Annotated in this window: 17 protein-coding genes; 5 read left to right on the top strand and 12 right to left on the bottom strand. The window is 34.3% G+C overall.

The window, feature by feature from the left end:
* Positions 1-53: 53 nt before the first annotated feature.
* The 5 genes from IEV10_RS03520 to IEV10_RS03500 all read right to left on the bottom strand — a co-directional run bounded on the left by IEV10_RS03520 (position 54) and on the right by IEV10_RS03500 (position 4706).
* The gene (locus tag IEV10_RS03520) at positions 54-314 is read right to left on the bottom strand and encodes a hypothetical protein (RefSeq protein WP_188373309.1); all 261 of its coding nucleotides are present in this window, start codon (positions 312-314) and stop codon (positions 54-56) included.
* A 91-nt stretch (positions 315-405) separates the two neighbouring features.
* The gene (locus IEV10_RS03515) at positions 406-1227 is read right to left on the bottom strand and encodes a ZIP family metal transporter (protein ID WP_188373308.1); all 822 of its coding nucleotides are present in this window, start codon (positions 1225-1227) and stop codon (positions 406-408) included.
* 3 nt (positions 1228-1230) lie between these two features.
* Complete coding sequence (locus IEV10_RS03510; protein ID WP_188373307.1) at positions 1231-1890, bottom strand: metal-dependent transcriptional regulator; 660 nt, start codon at positions 1888-1890, stop codon at positions 1231-1233.
* Entirely contained in the window at positions 1890-2360 is a 471-nt protein-coding gene (locus IEV10_RS03505) for a thioredoxin family protein (protein WP_188373306.1), read from the bottom strand. Before IEV10_RS03505 ends, IEV10_RS03510 begins: the two co-directional genes overlap by 1 nt.
* Positions 2361-4706 (bottom strand): TonB-dependent receptor, encoded by a 2346-nt coding sequence (locus IEV10_RS03500; protein ID WP_188373305.1) that lies wholly within the window; start codon positions 4704-4706, stop codon positions 2361-2363. It abuts the gene before it with no gap.
* Positions 4707-4837: 131 nt separating this feature from the next.
* On the opposite strand from IEV10_RS03500, the gene IEV10_RS03495 reads away from it, so the two are divergent.
* Complete coding sequence (locus IEV10_RS03495) at positions 4838-4987, top strand: hypothetical protein (RefSeq protein ID WP_188373304.1); 150 nt, start codon at positions 4838-4840, stop codon at positions 4985-4987.
* 1 nt (position 4988) lies between these two features.
* Here IEV10_RS03495 and IEV10_RS03490 read toward each other — a convergent pair whose 3' ends face one another.
* Positions 4989-5780 (bottom strand): TerB family tellurite resistance protein, encoded by a 792-nt coding sequence (locus IEV10_RS03490; RefSeq protein WP_188373303.1) that lies wholly within the window; start codon positions 5778-5780, stop codon positions 4989-4991.
* A 116-nt stretch (positions 5781-5896) separates the two neighbouring features.
* Between IEV10_RS03490 and IEV10_RS03485 the strand changes: the two genes are divergently transcribed.
* The 3 genes from IEV10_RS03485 to IEV10_RS03475 all read left to right on the top strand — a co-directional run bounded on the left by IEV10_RS03485 (position 5897) and on the right by IEV10_RS03475 (position 7756).
* Positions 5897-6307, top strand: coding sequence for a BrxA/BrxB family bacilliredoxin (locus IEV10_RS03485; protein ID WP_188373302.1), 411 nt, complete (start codon positions 5897-5899; stop codon positions 6305-6307).
* Positions 6308-6371: 64 nt separating this feature from the next.
* Positions 6372-7103, top strand: a complete 732-nt coding sequence (locus tag IEV10_RS03480) for a lysophospholipid acyltransferase family protein (protein WP_188373301.1) — start codon at positions 6372-6374, stop codon at positions 7101-7103.
* 2 nt (positions 7104-7105) lie between these two features.
* Entirely contained in the window at positions 7106-7756 is a 651-nt protein-coding gene (locus IEV10_RS03475) for an HD domain-containing protein (protein WP_188373300.1), read from the top strand.
* 2 nt (positions 7757-7758) lie between these two features.
* On the opposite strand, the gene IEV10_RS03470 is transcribed toward IEV10_RS03475, so the two are convergent.
* Both IEV10_RS03470 and IEV10_RS03465 read right to left on the bottom strand, forming a co-directional pair.
* The gene (locus IEV10_RS03470) at positions 7759-7932 is read right to left on the bottom strand and encodes a hypothetical protein (RefSeq protein ID WP_188373299.1); all 174 of its coding nucleotides are present in this window, start codon (positions 7930-7932) and stop codon (positions 7759-7761) included.
* An 11-nt stretch (positions 7933-7943) separates the two neighbouring features.
* A complete protein-coding gene (locus IEV10_RS03465) occupies positions 7944-8816 on the bottom strand; it encodes an AraC family transcriptional regulator (protein WP_188373298.1) in 873 nt (290 codons plus the stop codon).
* Positions 8817-9073: 257 nt separating this feature from the next.
* On the opposite strand from IEV10_RS03465, the gene IEV10_RS14380 reads away from it, so the two are divergent.
* Complete coding sequence (locus IEV10_RS14380; RefSeq protein ID WP_262890098.1) at positions 9074-9205, top strand: hypothetical protein; 132 nt, start codon at positions 9074-9076, stop codon at positions 9203-9205.
* Here IEV10_RS14380 and IEV10_RS03460 read toward each other — a convergent pair.
* From IEV10_RS03460 to IEV10_RS03445, 4 genes are all read right to left on the bottom strand, one after another.
* Positions 9202-12570, bottom strand: coding sequence for a VCBS repeat-containing protein (locus tag IEV10_RS03460; RefSeq protein ID WP_188373297.1), 3369 nt, complete (start codon positions 12568-12570; stop codon positions 9202-9204). The two genes, IEV10_RS14380 and IEV10_RS03460, sit on opposite strands and share 4 nt — an antisense overlap.
* A gap of 4 nt (positions 12571-12574) precedes the next feature.
* Positions 12575-13885, bottom strand: a complete 1311-nt coding sequence (locus IEV10_RS03455) for a vanadium-dependent haloperoxidase (protein ID WP_188373296.1) — start codon at positions 13883-13885, stop codon at positions 12575-12577.
* Positions 13886-13954: 69 nt separating this feature from the next.
* Positions 13955-15028, bottom strand: coding sequence for a PA0069 family radical SAM protein (locus tag IEV10_RS03450; RefSeq protein ID WP_188373295.1), 1074 nt, complete (start codon positions 15026-15028; stop codon positions 13955-13957).
* Between the two features lie 115 nt (positions 15029-15143).
* Complete coding sequence (locus tag IEV10_RS03445) at positions 15144-15926, bottom strand: enoyl-CoA hydratase/isomerase family protein (protein ID WP_188373294.1); 783 nt, start codon at positions 15924-15926, stop codon at positions 15144-15146.
* Positions 15927-15935 lie beyond the last annotated feature (9 nt).

Genomic DNA, 15935 nt, shown 5'->3' with positions numbered 1-15935 from the left:
AATGCCAGATTATTTTGCTCTATAACCATACCACTTGCATCTACGATAAGCTTTTAGTCTTTAATATGTGTTCCATTTCTAAAAACAGATACTAAAACCTCAGCTTCTCCGGCTCTAACACACATAACGGATTTTGGACAACGCGAATCTTTAATTACTTTTTTAAACTGAATTTCAATACCATCAAAATCTAAAACCTGATTAATACCTATAATACCCGAAATACTGGTGGAATCCTTTACAATTATTGATTGACTATAGGAAAAATTAAACGTTGCTATAAGAAAGAAACTTAGAAGAAATCGTTTTTTCATTTTTAAATCTATGTTTGATTTAAAAACTCCTATTTTTATTTGATGTGACAAATAACTTTTACTCAAAAGCTATTTTCTTTTCAGCTTTAGATCATCCAAGGGCCACATCCAAAGTCATCATCACTATAAAACCACCGATAAAACCAAGTGTAGCTATGTCTGTATATTTATCCCGCTGCGTTTCAGGAATAACTTCTTCAACGACCACAAAAATCATCGCACCCGCTGCAAATGCTAATGCATAGGGTAAAATTGGTGTGAAAAAGGTTACAGCAACAGCACCAATTACGGCTGCAACCGGCTCTACAATAGCAGAAAGTTGACCGTACCAAAAGCTTTTAAACTTACTTACGCCATGACGTCGAAGCGGCATAGAAACTGCAATCCCTTCAGGGAAATTTTGTATTCCAATACCTAAGGCTAAAGCTACAGCGCCACCTATAGTCGCTTCTGGAATTCCAGCTGCCACACCACCAAATAATACACCTACAGCTAAGCCTTCAGGAATATTGTGTAAAGTGATGGCCAACACCAATAATGTGGTACGATGCCAAGGCGTTTTTACACCTTCTTTTTCACTTTCTTTAAAATTTATATGTAAATGTGGCAATACCTTGTCCAACCCAAATAAAAACAAAGCTCCAAGTGCAAAACCAACCACTGCAGGTATCACCTTTACAAAACCTTCGCCTTCACTCATTTCTATTCCTGGAGCTAGCAGACTCCAAAAACTAGCAGCTACCATTACACCTCCTGTAAAGCCCAACATGCCATCGAGCAGGGCACGGTTCATTCCCTTAAAAAAGAATACTAAGGCAGCACCACAGGCCGTTAAAACCCAGGTAAACAACGACGCATATAATGCGCCTAAAATAGGGTCTATACTTTCAAAATAGGAAATAATATTCTCCATAAATTATTGTTCTTTTATATAAATGTTTGTCGTTATAGCTTTTGACATCGCTACAGTTTTGGATGCAATTTTAATAAGCATTGATTGGTCAAAGGCTTCTTTTTCTACAACTACTAATTTGGTCCCAATACCAATATGATGCTTGTCTAAGTACTTTAAAAATTCAGAAGACGAATCAATTACACCCACACAAGTATAGGTTTTTCCTACCTCCGCATGTGAAAGCATAATTTTATTTGTACGATGTATATAACCATCTGCATTAGGTATAGGATCTCCATGTGGGTCGTGTTTAGGGAATCCTAAAAAAGCATCAAGTTCTTTAGTGAGTTTTGGTGATTTAATGTGTTCTAGTTGTTCTGCCACTTCATGCACTTCATCCCAAGAAAATTTAAGCTTTTCTACCAAAAACACCTCCCAAAGACGATGTTTTCTAATAATGTCTATTGCTGTTTTTCTTCCTTTTTCAGTCAGACTTGCACCTTTATATTTTATATAATCAAGCAGTTGTTTATCCGCTAGTTTTTTTAGCATATCTGTTACCGAAGATGCTTTTGCATCTACCTTTTCGGCAATAGCATTAGTGCTCACCACATCACCATAGGTATGGCTAATGTGGTAAATGGCTTTTAGGTAGTTTTCTTCGGTTAGTGTTGTTGCCATTAGTTATTTTTTAAGATTGAAAGCATTTTCTTTGGTGGAATATATTCGAAATACCTTTGAGTAATATTGAAATTTTTATCAAAAAACACAATAGCGGGTAAGGTCATGGGCTGGTTAGGTTGTGCTGCCAGCAATTCAGTAATTTCATGAAAAGCACGACGCTTTTTTCCCAAATTACGATTTTTGAAGATTTTGCCTCCAAATTGAACTTGCACTCTAGATTCTGCATTAAATTTTACCGCATAATAATTGGCATTTAAAAGTGCTATAACTTCAGGTTTTGAGTATACAGCTTGGTCCATTTTTTTACAATATGCGCACCAATCTGCATAAAAATCAATGATAACTGGCTTTGGATTATGAGTTAAAGCGACTTCTAATTCTTCAAAAGACAGCCAATTAATTGTAGCCGTTTGTGCTGAACAAACATTCAGTAAAGCTATAAATCCTATGGTTGCTAAAAATTTCATTTAGTGAAATTTACCAATTTTTACACCTATAAACACACTCCTCGGAAAAGCTGGTCCGTACACATAATCCGAGTCTCTTGTAGGCCCTACCTGAAAATCGTCTTGTATGCTATTAAATAGATTTTTTACACCTGCGTTAAGTGTTATTTGAAAATCGTCAGATAGGTCAAAATGCGTTTCTGTAGTAATATTCATATCAAAAAAAGAAGGACTTTCATTAAGGCTTAAAAACCCTGTATCGCTTACCACTAAAGGCACTGTCATTTTCCCTGTGTATGTTCCTGTTACTGATGCTTGAAATCTATCGACCGGATTCCAATTCACATTTAAATACCCATAAACATTTGGGTTACGCACAAATTCCGATACCAGAACATCCGTCTCATTAGGAACAGTACCATCACTTTCAAACAACACTTGATCTTCATTGTATTGTGAGCGCTGCAATGTCCCTCCTAATTGAAATAACCATTTTTTTGATGGTGACACACCAAACTCTAAATTTGCACCATATACTCGCGCACCCTGACCATTGCGGACTTCTTCAACAATAGAACCATTAGACAGTTGCACTCCTGTACTTACAAGGGTAAATGGGTCTTCTAAACTTGTATAAAAGCCTTCTAATAAAAAATTGGTTTGCATCGTATCAAACTCTTTTGTGAAATTTAGAGACCCCGTAAATGCATTAGAAAATTCAGCCTCCAAATCGTTAGACAATATTACAAATTGTGGCTCACCACCAACGGATGAGATATGCAAATCTTCATTAAAGGCCTGCGGCGCACGAAAACCACGTGCATAACCTCCTCTAAATTTAATGTCATCAGTAATGTTATAGGCTATAGTTAATCTTGGATTTAGGGTTGTTTGCGAAATATCGACATTTCTATTTATACTACCTATAGTATACGAGCCATCTACGGTGATATGGTCTAAACGACTACCTAATAATGCTGAAAATTTTTCGGTTGGTTTCCACTCAAATTGAGCATAAGCCCCAAATGTATTAACGTTTTGGTCAATCAATCGATTGTATCCAAGGATATTATCTTCTGTACGGCTGTAATTGTATTCTACACCAGTTGTGAGTATATCGCGTTTCCAATTTTTAGTAAACTGAAGCCCATTTGCTATAGCCAAATCTTTAGTATTCCCATAGGCATTAAGCGCCAATAAACTATCCTGTGCAGTACGCTCACCTCCAAGTCCACCATAGTAACTATCTCTATCTGTATGTTGCACAGAACTGTAAAGTGAATAATTTTTATCCCCTTTTTTATTGCTAAAATCATAGGCTAAGCCGCCTAATATGGTTTTATGATCAAGCTCTTCGGTAATATCTGTAAGATGTGGTGCCAAGTCAAGACGGTTGCCTCCACGACGATATTCGTCAATTACAGTAGCATCCAAACTCAATCGGCTAAGATCTGTGGGTTTGTAATATAGTTTTGTTCCAAAAGTGGTGTTATTGAGCTCTACCACTTCAGTGAAGCCATCTCCATTAGCATCCCATGCATCTCTGTCACGTAAAAAACCAAAAAAGGTAGCACCACTTTTTAAATCGTCAGCTACAATAGAGGTATTAAAACTCAATGTGCGGTCTGGTGTATCACCATCAAGCAAACCGAGATAACCACCTACTTCCCAAGTGTTAAGTACTGGGTCTTTGGTAATTATGTTTATTGTACCTGCAATGGCGTTAGAGCCAAATAAGGCCGAGCCACCACTACGAACAATCTCTACTCTGTCTATAATCTGAGTAGGTATTTGCTCCAAACCATATACGCTAGTAAGCGCACTATATACCGCACGACTATTTACTAAAATCTGAGAATAACTCCCGTCTAATCCATTAAGTCGTACTTGAGTAAACCCACAATTTTGGCAATTGGTTTCTACTCTAACGCCAGGCGAATAATTCAAACTTTCTGAAACAGCTAGAGCCTGAGTAGCATTGATAAGTTTATTACCAAGTGTATTAACAATTATAGGGGCTTCCTTTTTATTCACACGGTTTCGTGTGGCACTCACTACAATCTCATCGAGCCCCAAAAGGTCTTCTTCTAGAGTGATGTCTAAGCGTTGTGTACGTTCTGAAATGGAAATGGTTTGCGTTTTGGCTTTTTGCCCTAAAAATTCAGCTTTTAGGATGTAATCACCTACTGGTAATTGAACTTCGAAACTTCCTTCTGAATTGGTATATGTAGAATATGTTTTTTTTGAAGATGAAAAGTAGAGCACCGCTGCAGACACCGTTTCATTTTCAAAATATACTTTACCATAAATCGTTTGCTTTTGAGCAAATGCAAAAGTTGATAACAATAAAAAAACTACAATTCTCATTCAATAATTTTTATGCAAATATAATTATATTTTTAGATTAGTCTAAAAATATAATTTAAACAATCGAAAACCAATGAGTTTGTGAAAGGTTTTATTACATTGCCGACTACTTGCGTAACGCAATGCTATTTATGAAATTCTACGACTTTATCACAGGAAAAGGCGGCCTAATGCTTCTAGCACTAGTAGCCGTAATTTTACTATTAGTAAGAAAATATAGAGAGAAACGCTATTTTAAGTATATAGAGAAAAAAGAAAAGGAGCGTAAATCAAACATATAATTTACTTAAATCCTCGCTCTTTTTGGATATGCTCATAAGCTTCCTGTACTTGTCTAAACTTTTCTTCAGCTCCCTCACGATGTTCTTCACCTAAATGGCTTAAGCGGTCAGGATGGTATTTTTTAGCCATTTTACGATACGCACGTTTCACCTCATCATCAGACACAGTCTTTTCTATCTCTAAAATCTTATACGCATTGTTTGTACTGTTGTAAAACATGGCTTTGATACTCTCGTAATCGCGACTACTAATACCCAAATAACCAGCAATGGTATAAATTTGTTTGATTTCGTCTTTGGTTACTAAACCATCAGCTTTTGCTATACCAAATAAAAAATGAAGTAATTGTAATCGCGACGCATGATCCATCATTTGCTTAATCTGTAAGCAAACTTGACGTGTAGAAATATTTTGTTTTGTAATGCCTTTAAATAATCTAAACGCTTTATTAGCGCGCTCCTTACCATACATGTTAGTAAACTGCTGGCGTACAAAGTCAAGCTCGCGTTGATCTTGTTTGCCATCAGCTTTAATAACTACAGATGCTAGGATAAGTAAACTCACTTCAAAATCTCCAGATTGAGTTTGCCCACGTTGTTGACGTTGTCTTTGGTAAGTTGGCTGCCTATATGGATCTCGTCTTCGTTTTTTACCAGCTTGACGCTCACCAAGCAGTGGGCTAGAATCTGTAGCATTATCTACAATACTACCTAAAGCCATACCAATTATTGCGCCTATTGGACCTCCAAAAGACCATCCAATTGCAGCGCCTATCCATTTTGAAAAACTCATTCTATCATAGATTTTATGAATGCGTAAATATACTATTTGTTAGTGTATTGCAACTTTATTTTGTTACACATTTGGTATCTTTGCATTTCAAACTTGTTAAATAAAAAAAGAAAAATATGTATCCAGCAGAATTAGTAAAACCAATGCGTGAAGATTTAACTAATATTGGTTTTGAAGAATTACATACAACAGAGGCCGTAGATAATGCTATTGCAAAAGAAGGTACAACTTTAGTAGTTGTAAACTCGGTTTGTGGCTGTGCTGCAGCAAATGCTAGACCTGGTGCTCGTATGAGCTTAGAGAATGCAAAGCGCCCGACAAATTTGGTTACCGTTTTTGCAGGTGTAGATAGAGAAGCTACACAACAAGCAAGAGCACATATGGTACCGTTTCCTCCTAGCTCACCAAGTATGGCTTTATTTAAAGATGGAGAATTAGTCCATATGCTAGAGCGTCACCATATTGAAGGTCGTCCAGCAGAATTAATAGCAGAAAACTTAATGGATGCTTACAATGAGCATTGCTAAATTCTGATTAAGATTTTAAATTTAAACCACGATTTTCATCGTGGTTTTTTATTTTTACAGCACTATGAGATTACTCGCATATCCTATTACTATTATCTACTTTTTATGTTTTGGATTGACCCTTATTATTTTTCATCCTATACAATGGTTTTGTTTCAATGTATTTGGATATAAAGCGCATAAAATTAGTGTGGATTGGTTACAATTTTTTCTCCTGCGTTGTCTTAATGTTTTAGGCACTCGTTTTAGTTTTAATAACCCTCATAAGATTCCTCTTGGAAGGCCTCTTATCATTGTTGCCAATCATCAAAGTATGTATGACATCCCGCCATTGATTTGGTATTTACGTAAGCATCATGTAAAGTTTGTAAGTAAGAAAGAATTGGGAAAAGGCATCCCTAGTGTATCTTATAATTTAAGACATGGCGGCTCGGTTTTAATAGATAGAAAAGAACCTTTAAAATCTATAACTGCTATACAAAATTTTGCAAAACGGATTGTCAAAAATAATTGGGCTGCTGTCATTTTTCCTGAAGGCACAAGAAGTAGAACTAGTCAACCCAAACCATTTAAAACTAAAGGCCTTTTAACCATGTTTGAGCATGCTCCTGATGCTGTTATCGCACCTGTGAGTATCAATAATTCATGGAAAACCTTAAAATATGGAAAATTCCCGATGGGATTAGGTGCTCATATAAAGTTTACCGTTCATAAACCTTTAGAGCTTAGTAATTTTGAAGATAAAGATGCTTTGATAAAACAGATTGAAGCGACAATAATTAAAGCTGTAATTTAGTCATGAATCAATTAATTGAAACCACAATATCATTTGTAAAGTCCGAACTTGAAAACGCAGAAGGTGGGCATGATTGGTTTCATATAGAACGTGTTTATAAAAACACCTTACTTATTTCTAAAAAAGAAGACGTAGATCTTCTTGTTGTTTCGTTAGCAGCTCTTCTTCATGATATCGCAGACCCAAAGTTTTATGATGGTGACGAAACTATTGGCCCAAAGATTGCTCGTGAGTTTTTATTTAAACAAAATGTAGATAGTAAAATTATAGAACATGTTGTAGCAATCATTGAAAATATATCTTTTAAAAACACGCTTGAAAACGGTAAAAAATTTACTTCAAAAGAATTAGAGGTTGTTCAAGATGCCGACCGTCTAGATGCTATCGGTGCTATAGGCATTGCCCGCTGTTTTAATTATGGTGGTTTTAAAAATAGAGCACTATATAATCCTGAAATTGTACCAAATCTCAATATGTCTAAAGAAGACTATAAAAATTCTGATGCTCCAACACTAAATCATTTTTACGAGAAATTATTATTGCTAAAAGACAAAATGAATACCGCTACCGGGAAGCGAATAGCTTCTGAACGACATAACTATATGGAAGGTTTTTTGAAACAGTTTTATGCCGAATGGCTAGGTAAATTATAACGTTAATTTTCCTTAGCAACTTCTAAAGCTGTTATTTTATTTTCTAAAACAGATAGTTCTTCTCCATAACGTATAATATCTTCAATCGAAAGAGAAAAACTATTATTAACAAGTTCCAAAATCTCCTTCTGTTTTATTAAGTAATACTCTATAGCTGTATTGATTTTATCTCCCATGTTATTAAAATTTATTGCACTATACGTTTTAATTCTTTCCTATATTTTGAAGCGCTTTTTCCAGTAAACTCATTAAATAGCTTGTTAAAATGAGAAAAGTTATTAAATCCGCATTCGTAACTGATGTCAGTAATACTTAATTGACTTTCAGAAAGTAATTTAGTAGCATGCACAATCCTATATTCATTGACTAGTTTGGTAAATGTTTTACCTGTAACTTTTTTAAAGTATCTACAAAATGCAGGTATTGACATGCTTACTTTTTCAGCAATTTCTTCTAAACTTATATGCTGTTGAAAATTTTCGTTTATGTACTTATATATAATATTGATTTTTGCATTGTCTTGCGGTTCTGTTTCAAATAGAAATCCATCTGCATTCAAAATTTTATAATCTTCTGAATTTGCTAATGATTGAAGAATATTTAACAATGCAACTATTTTATCAAATCCCTTCTTGTCTGCTAACGCTTCTATATCAATGCCTAGTTCCTTTTTAGTGTTTGCGCCAAAAAGTACTCCCATTTTGGATCGTTCTAAAAGTTGATTAATCGATTTCATTTCTGGAATATCAAAAAAATCATCACCTAAAAAATCGGGTTTGAATTGAACGACAGTTTCAGAACCATTCAAAGTCAATCGATCTACAAAACCATAATGTGGTAAATTAGAGCCTAAGAGTAATAATTGACTATTATTATAGTAAGACAAATGATTCCCGATGTGTCGTTTACCTTTTCCTTTATTAATGTATACGAGTTCTATTTCTGGGTGGAAATGCCAAAAAGGGTTACTCTCACCAACATAAGCGTCATGTTTATGAACATGAATAGAACTCCCAAATGCAGGAGTTATTTTCTCTAAAACTGGTTTTTGCTTTTTCACAACATTAACAAAGTTATCGTTCTATGCAACAAGAAATGTGTTCAAAATTATTAAAAAAATATACTATATTAACATATTTGGTGTTTCTAAATATGCTTAATGTTAATATAGCACACAACAAGAAGTTACTTTAATAAAATAGTATAGGTATATTTTATATAAAAATCGATAATATCACATAACAATAAGTTAATCCTGTAATCTTTTTACATGTTGTTGTCAGCGATATTTGTAATCGTAAAACAAAAACTAATGCTATGAAAAAGATTATTTTGTTATTACTGTTAGGCCCTATACTATTAGTTACATTTGCTTTAGTAGGTCCTTTATTTTTATTACATAATATCGTAGATGTAAGGCACAGAAAAGATTTTCTAACAGGAAACTAATCGCTAGTTATCTTTATTAAACTCGCAGGCTCATTATTTCTTATGACCAAAAGATGCGGTTGGCCAGCAACAGAAACTTCTTTAATGTGCTGTACATTTCCTGAAATTTCTAAACCGCTCTCAGTTGCAGATATTGCTTCGAAATTTGAGTTGCCTTTATTAATAAGTGTAGTGCCTATGGAAGCATCATATCTTCCATATTCGGCATCTGTACCATAAAAATTTCCACCAGTAATTACATCTACATTTCCATCTTTATTCAAGTCTTTTATTACGGCATCATTAAGTACAGAAATTTGCGTTTCACTTGGTAGGTTTTGGGCTTTAAATCCTTTTCCGTTGTCATTTACAAATAAGGTATGCTGAAAATGATTGGCTTTTAATACATTAACATTCTGCAGCTCTTGAGGTGTAAAAATATCCGTAATTGTAGCATTAGAATAAGGTGCGTAACGCGTAAAACGCTTTTTAAGCATCACCATATGATTAAGCATTCTGTCACGATTATGCAGCGGATAACTAACCCCTTCTATATAAGTTGTAATTACAGGATCAATACTTCCGTTGTTGTCAAAATCTTTAAAATAGAGCTCTGTTGGTTCGGAATCCGAAGCTTTGAATATAGAATTTAAGCCTAAATTTCCAGCCACAATATCTTTAAAACCATCACCATTAATATCCGCAACAGTTACAGAATTCCACCAACCTACTTTTTTATCTAAGCCAAATTCTATTGTTCGGTTCTGGTAAGTGCCGTTTTCAAATTTAAATACTGAAACTGGTATCCATTCACCAGAGATAATTAGTTCTTTTGTACCATCATTATCTAAATCGGCAAACTCAGCGTCAGTAACCATCCCAATTGAAGCTAAGCCTTTTGCCCATTGCAAAGTGACGTCTTTGAATATTCCATTATCATTATTAAGTATATAGCTTCTAGGTGCTTGTGGATAACGTCCTGGTGTTACCCTAGAACCAATAAATATATCTTGGTCTCCATCTCCATCTATATCATGGATTTTAACGACTGACCCACTTGTAAATAGTTCTGGCAACACATTACGTACTCTATTAAAATTGCCTTTACCGTCGCCAAAATATAGCCTATCTAAATAGGTTTGAGCATTAGCTTTATTCTCATTTCCACCACTGACCACATATAAATCAAGTCGACCATCTCCATTAGCATCAAAGAACACAGCATCTGTGTCTTCATGGGTTTTATCTATTTCAAAACCTACTAAAAACTTGTAATCAAATTTTCCAGATTGTGTTTGCAAAAATAATTTACCTGTAAAGTCTTTTGCACCACCTAGATAAACATCTTCTAAACCATCTCCGTTAACATCTGCAATTGCAACTGCAGGACCTTCTTCACTATACTTATGATGCAATAAGGCTTCGCGTTTAAAGTCTATAAATTCATTTTCTGTATGCGAAAATCCTTTTCCAAGTAAATCTGTTTTTTCTTCAAAATAGGGTTTCGCATCTTTAGTTGAAGTGTACGTTGATGTAGGATTATATCTTATTGAACTAATTTGATTTAAGTTTAAATCTTCAATAGTTTGCATTTTTTGATTAGGCCAAATTATCTCTAATTTATTAACAGCTAATCCTTTTTTTACTCCAAAATGAAGTCTATGCTGAGACGATGATAAAAAGCCTCTTGTTGGGTTATATTGTTCCGTTAAAACTGAGCCATCAGACAAGGTAAGTTTAGCTATTGTGCCTTCTAATGGTCTTCCTTTGGTGTAGTCAAACTTTAGAGAAACAAAACCATTCTCTAGTTGCTGTTTACCATTGTTTTTCATTATGAATGGCACCTCATTAATATTATTTACCACAACATCTAAGAAGCCATCATTATCTAAATCTGAATATGCCGCTCCATTTGAAAATGCTGGTTTTCCACTATTCCATTTTTCTGAAACATCTTCAAAATTGTTGAATGCTTTATTTTGAAATAAAAAGGATGATACTGGAATGCTTGGGATTTCTTCTATCCACTGTTTTAAAGTGATTTGTTTTTGATTAAGCTTTTTTTGAAGCTCATCCATTTTGTACCTGGAATAATCGTTATTTGTTACATCTCTATTATAGCCATTTGTTATATGTATATCTTTAAGCCCATCATTGTCAAAGTCAGCTAAAAGCACATTCCAACTCCATTCAGTTTGTGCCAAATTATCTAAAAATCCAATATTAGAAAAGGAACCAATTCCAGTATTAATTTGCATAGCATTAGCCGTATATTGGGCACCAAATCCATACTTTACCATTTTCTCATACTTATCGTAATTCTGCGGCATTAGCATCATTTTGCGCCTATCATTTTTTTTTGGCGCCATATCTAAAGTCATTAAATCAAAAAATCCATCATTGTTAACATCTGCATAATCAGACCCCATTGAAGAGAATGATGTATTTTTAAAATATTTATCTAATTCATCTTTAAAATTATTATTCCCTTGATTTACAAATAGCTTATCAGGCATCGAATAATCATTACAAACATAAATATCTGGTCTAAAATCATTGTTAAAATCCCCAATAATAGCACTTAATCCAAAAGCATCTCCTAATACACCTGCCTCTTTAGAGTAATCAATAAACCTACCTTCTTTATTAACATAAAAACGATCTGTTCTACCCGTATAATCATCTAACTCAGCTATCCCTAATGTACCATCATTATTTTTAGAAACCTTAATCATATTGGCTTCTAACATATTACTCGTATGATTTAGAACATACACATCTAAATCATTATCGCCATCAGAGTCAAAAAAATAGGCCTGCACAGAATATCCTGAATCATCCAAACCATATTGTTCAGCTTTTTCAATAAAGGTGGAATCACCATTATTAATATATAAGACATTCTTTCTTAAATCTTCATTACTTTGAGCAGATTTACATACATAAATGTCTAAATATCCATCATTGTTGATATCAGCCATAGTAACTCCTGTTTTAAAACCTTTACCGCCTCCTACTTTAGCAGATGCAGTAATATCTTTAAATCTGAAATTACCTTGATTAAGATAAAGTTTATTACTAACCGTGTTTCCTGAAAAATAGATATCATCAAGGCCATCGTTATTTATATCTCCAATAGCAACTCCTCCTCCATTGTATAGGTATGCATATAATATAAAATTAAAAGCCTCCGTTTCACTTATATCGTTTCTGAAGGTTATATTAGTTTCTGAAGGTTCTAAATACGTAAATAACGAAGGTTCATTTGATTTCTTAGTTTTTTCTGTTTTTGTATTTGTTTCAACAGTAGTTTTTTTCTCTTCATCATTACAACTAAAAACCAGAAAAATAAAAAATAGAATACTTAAACGCTTCAAAAATATCATAGTCTTACCGTAGTTTTTTTAAAATTAGATTTGCAATTTCTCTACCTTGTCTGCCTCCTTCTTCAACGCCTTGTATATAGTGTATTCCCCCATAAAAGCGACTTAAGTTTACTTGATTTGCGGCTTCTCTAAACGATTTAAATGTACGTTGCTCTAATCCAAAACGCAGTTGAGTATTGTCTGAAAAAGCGTAGTTATCTCCAAAAATATAAGTTAACATTTCTGCAGCTGAAGCTGATGTTGCACTATGACCACTTGTATATTCTGGAAACGGTGGTGTTTGCAAAACAGGTGTCCATTCAGAGTCTATATTCTCTTGAATAAAAGTAACTGGCCTTACTAAATCTGTTTTGTATTTTACATGCCATGCCCCAATAATAGCATCAAACATTGCCATAGACGTCAATGAATATGCTTTAGTTGTTGTAAAATAATTAGATTGTTCTCTCTCTGTGATTTGGTTCACAATGTTTAACCAATGTCCTGGTGGCGTAAACTTATGAATGGTAGTTGTCATATGTCCTTTATGAACCGTCATTATTGGATTACAATCCCAAAACCATGCAATTTTCACTTTTTCTTCTGTCTTATTTTTAGATTCTTGGTAAACCTCATCTACCATTTTGTAAAATTCAGAATCTTTGTCAGTGCTATATTCTGGTAACGGTTTAAAAGCAAAAACGTTGGCACTATCAATTACCATAGGTCTAATCTTATCCCAATGTGGCTCTAAACCTGATAAATAATCTGGTGGTGTCTCTCTCCAGTTTTCTGGTTTTTTAGTACTTGTGAAGCGCGGAAAAGTTCGAGTTTCGATATACATGTCTTTATCAATCCAACTACTCAACTGTTTTGATATTTCTAAAGCATAATCCTCAGAATTCTTTACTGTACTTTCTGAAAGCCCTAATTGGATTGCTTTTACCTTAAGAGAATCTGCTAAGTCCTCAAAAAAATGCTCCGAATATATTAGCTTTTTTCCTGTTTTAGAAAAGGCTAAAAGGGCTGATAATTCTGGGTTAACATTATCACTTTCAGGTATTTTTAATTGCCTTAGTCCATTTATTTTGTTTGTGATGTCGCTTAAACTATCCTTTCGTAAACTTTGAAGTGTTACATAATGTGCCAAATGCGCGTATGCATACATACGGCTTGCCACTGGTGGCGTAAAGGCATCTTCCATTACTGCTTCTAACAGTACTGTATTTGCTTTATTTAAATCTGTAGTATTAAATACCTGAACATTTGGTTTTATTTCTTCTTTACATGATGCAAAGAACACTAGGATTACCAGAGCGAAAAGTCTTGATTTCATGAGTAATTTATTAATCGAATAAATATAGGTAATTATTAATACTAATCAATATTGTAGCAACGTTGAGATTTAAAAAAGTTTAAGTTGTCCATCTTTATATTGCTCATGTAAATCAGTATTAAGTCTGGGCATTGATTTTTCTTTAAAGTACTTAAATCTTGCCAACTTAATTGTATCATTAATTTGTTGTGCAATATGTCCTTCGCCGCGCTTGCGCTTTCCGTATCTGCTTTCGTTGAGAGTTCCGCCATGACAATCTTGGATTTGATGCAGTACTTTATCCGCTCTATCAGGCATGGTTTTTCTTATCCAATCTGTAAATATTTCTCCTATGGCTCCGTTGAGTCTTACGATAGTATGAGCAATACTTAAAGCTCCCAATTCTGATACTTTTTTAGCCATAGGTAAAATTTCATGACTATTTATAGATGGAATTATTGGTGCTAACATGACATTTACAGGAATCCCATTTTCACTTAAGGTCCTTACAGTTTCTAAGCGTTTTTTAATGGTTGCGGTTCTAGGCTCTAAAATTCGTCTTGTTTCCTCTGATAATGATGTAATAGATATATTAACACCTATTAGATTATACTTTGCCAATACTTTTAGTATATCTAAATCACGAAGAATTAAGCTGTTTTTTGTAATAATGCCAACAGGGTGCTTGTACTTTAAAAAAACTTCTAGGCATTGTCTGGTTAATTGAAATTGCTTTTCTGCTGGCTGATAACAGTCTGTGTTGCCAGACATGACAATAGTATGTGCTTTCCAACTTTTCTTTTTTAGAAGAGTTTCTAGCAATTTTGGAGCATCTTTTTTGACTAAAATCCGACGTTCAAAATCTAATCCCGCACTGTAGCCCCAATACTCATGGCTATTACGTGCATAACAATAAATACAACCATGCTCACAACCTTGGTACATGTTCATAGAATACGCCATACCTACATCTGGGCTCGTCACCTTATTAACTATTGTCTTTGGAAATACGTTAAGGTATTGGGTCTTGTTTTTATCTACGGTTTCTCCTTCTTTATGGCAATACTCTAAAAAATCATCACGCATGTCGTAAGACAACTCAAAAAAACGGTTGTGAATATTGCGTTGTGCGCCGCGACCCTTTATGACTGATTTATGACTCATACTAATTTTAGAAACCCTAGAAATGGACTTCTAAAATTAGATGTAATTCTGTCTTAAGATTGTTAATTACTCAAAAGGTTTTGAACAAATTTTGTAGGAAGAATTATGTTATTTTTTATCTCCCTGGAAAATCAGCTTTACGCTTTTCTAAAAAGGCTGTTGTACCTTCTTTAAAATCTTCGGTACCAAAGCAATTTCCAAACGCTTCTATTTCTGTTTGGTAACCATCAACACCATCTTTGTAATTAGCGTTAACGGCAGAAATAGCTTCAGCAATAGCAACAGATGAGTTTCTCATGATTTTACTGGCGATTTTTTCAGCTAAAGGTAGCAATTCATCAGTTTCAACCACATGGTTTACTAAACCATAATTTAAGGCTTGATTAGCATCAATCATACCTGCAGTCATCACCATTTCCATAGCACGTCCTTTACCTACTAATTGCGGTAAACGCTGTGTACCACCATAACCCGGGATAACACCAAGAGAGACTTCTGGTAAGCCCATTTTTGCATTACTGCTTGCTAATCTAAAATGGCACGCCATAGCTAATTCTAATCCACCACCTAAAGCAAAACCATTAACAGCTGCAATAACTGGTGTACTTAAATTCTCAACAAAATCAAACAATAATTCTTGTCCTTTTGCTGCTAATCTTCCGCCTTCTTCAACATTGAAATCGGCAAATTCACTAATATCTGCACCGGCAACAAAAGCTTTCTCACCGCTTCCTGTCACAATGATTACTTTAGTCTCTTTAGATTGGTTTGCATCATCAAGCGCATGATGCAATTCCTCAATAGTAGCTTTGTTTAATGCATTGAGTTTGCTTGGTCTATTAATCGTAATAGTGGTGATACCATTTGAGAAATCTGAGCGTATATTTTCGTAAGCCATAATTTAGTT

The sequence above is a fragment of the Winogradskyella haliclonae genome, assembly GCF_014635865.1.
In the GTDB taxonomy this organism is placed as follows: domain Bacteria; phylum Bacteroidota; class Bacteroidia; order Flavobacteriales; family Flavobacteriaceae; genus Winogradskyella; species Winogradskyella haliclonae.
Note: the sequence above shows the minus strand (reverse complement) of the source record. Positions and strands in the feature narration are given on the sequence as shown.

Excerpts from the sequence above, each read along its gene's own strand:
- IEV10_RS03520 (WP_188373309.1), bottom strand. The coding sequence starts at position 314 with ATGAAAAAACGATTTCTTCTAAGTTTCTTTCTTATAGCAACGTTTAAT.
- IEV10_RS03515 (WP_188373308.1), bottom strand. The coding sequence starts at position 1,227 with ATGGAGAATATTATTTCCTATTTTGAAAGTATAGACCCTATTTTAGGC.
- IEV10_RS03510 (WP_188373307.1), bottom strand. The coding sequence starts at position 1,890 with ATGGCAACAACACTAACCGAAGAAAACTACCTAAAAGCCATTTACCAC.
- IEV10_RS03505 (WP_188373306.1), bottom strand. The coding sequence starts at position 2,360 with ATGAAATTTTTAGCAACCATAGGATTTATAGCTTTACTGAATGTTTGT.
- IEV10_RS03500 (WP_188373305.1), bottom strand. The coding sequence starts at position 4,706 with ATGAGAATTGTAGTTTTTTTATTGTTATCAACTTTTGCATTTGCTCAA.
- IEV10_RS03495 (WP_188373304.1), top strand. The coding sequence starts at position 4,838 with ATGAAATTCTACGACTTTATCACAGGAAAAGGCGGCCTAATGCTTCTA.
- IEV10_RS03490 (WP_188373303.1), bottom strand. The coding sequence starts at position 5,780 with ATGAGTTTTTCAAAATGGATAGGCGCTGCAATTGGATGGTCTTTTGGA.
- IEV10_RS03485 (WP_188373302.1), top strand. The coding sequence starts at position 5,897 with ATGTATCCAGCAGAATTAGTAAAACCAATGCGTGAAGATTTAACTAAT.
- IEV10_RS03480 (WP_188373301.1), top strand. The coding sequence starts at position 6,372 with ATGAGATTACTCGCATATCCTATTACTATTATCTACTTTTTATGTTTT.
- IEV10_RS03475 (WP_188373300.1), top strand. The coding sequence starts at position 7,106 with ATGAATCAATTAATTGAAACCACAATATCATTTGTAAAGTCCGAACTT.
- IEV10_RS03470 (WP_188373299.1), bottom strand. The coding sequence starts at position 7,932 with ATGGGAGATAAAATCAATACAGCTATAGAGTATTACTTAATAAAACAG.
- IEV10_RS14380 (WP_262890098.1), top strand. The coding sequence starts at position 9,074 with ATGAAAAAGATTATTTTGTTATTACTGTTAGGCCCTATACTATTAGTT.
- IEV10_RS03460 (WP_188373297.1), bottom strand. The coding sequence starts at position 12,570 with ATGATATTTTTGAAGCGTTTAAGTATTCTATTTTTTATTTTTCTGGTT.
- IEV10_RS03455 (WP_188373296.1), bottom strand. The coding sequence starts at position 13,885 with ATGAAATCAAGACTTTTCGCTCTGGTAATCCTAGTGTTCTTTGCATCA.
- IEV10_RS03450 (WP_188373295.1), bottom strand. The coding sequence starts at position 15,028 with ATGAGTCATAAATCAGTCATAAAGGGTCGCGGCGCACAACGCAATATT.
- IEV10_RS03445 (WP_188373294.1), bottom strand. The coding sequence starts at position 15,926 with ATGGCTTACGAAAATATACGCTCAGATTTCTCAAATGGTATCACCACT.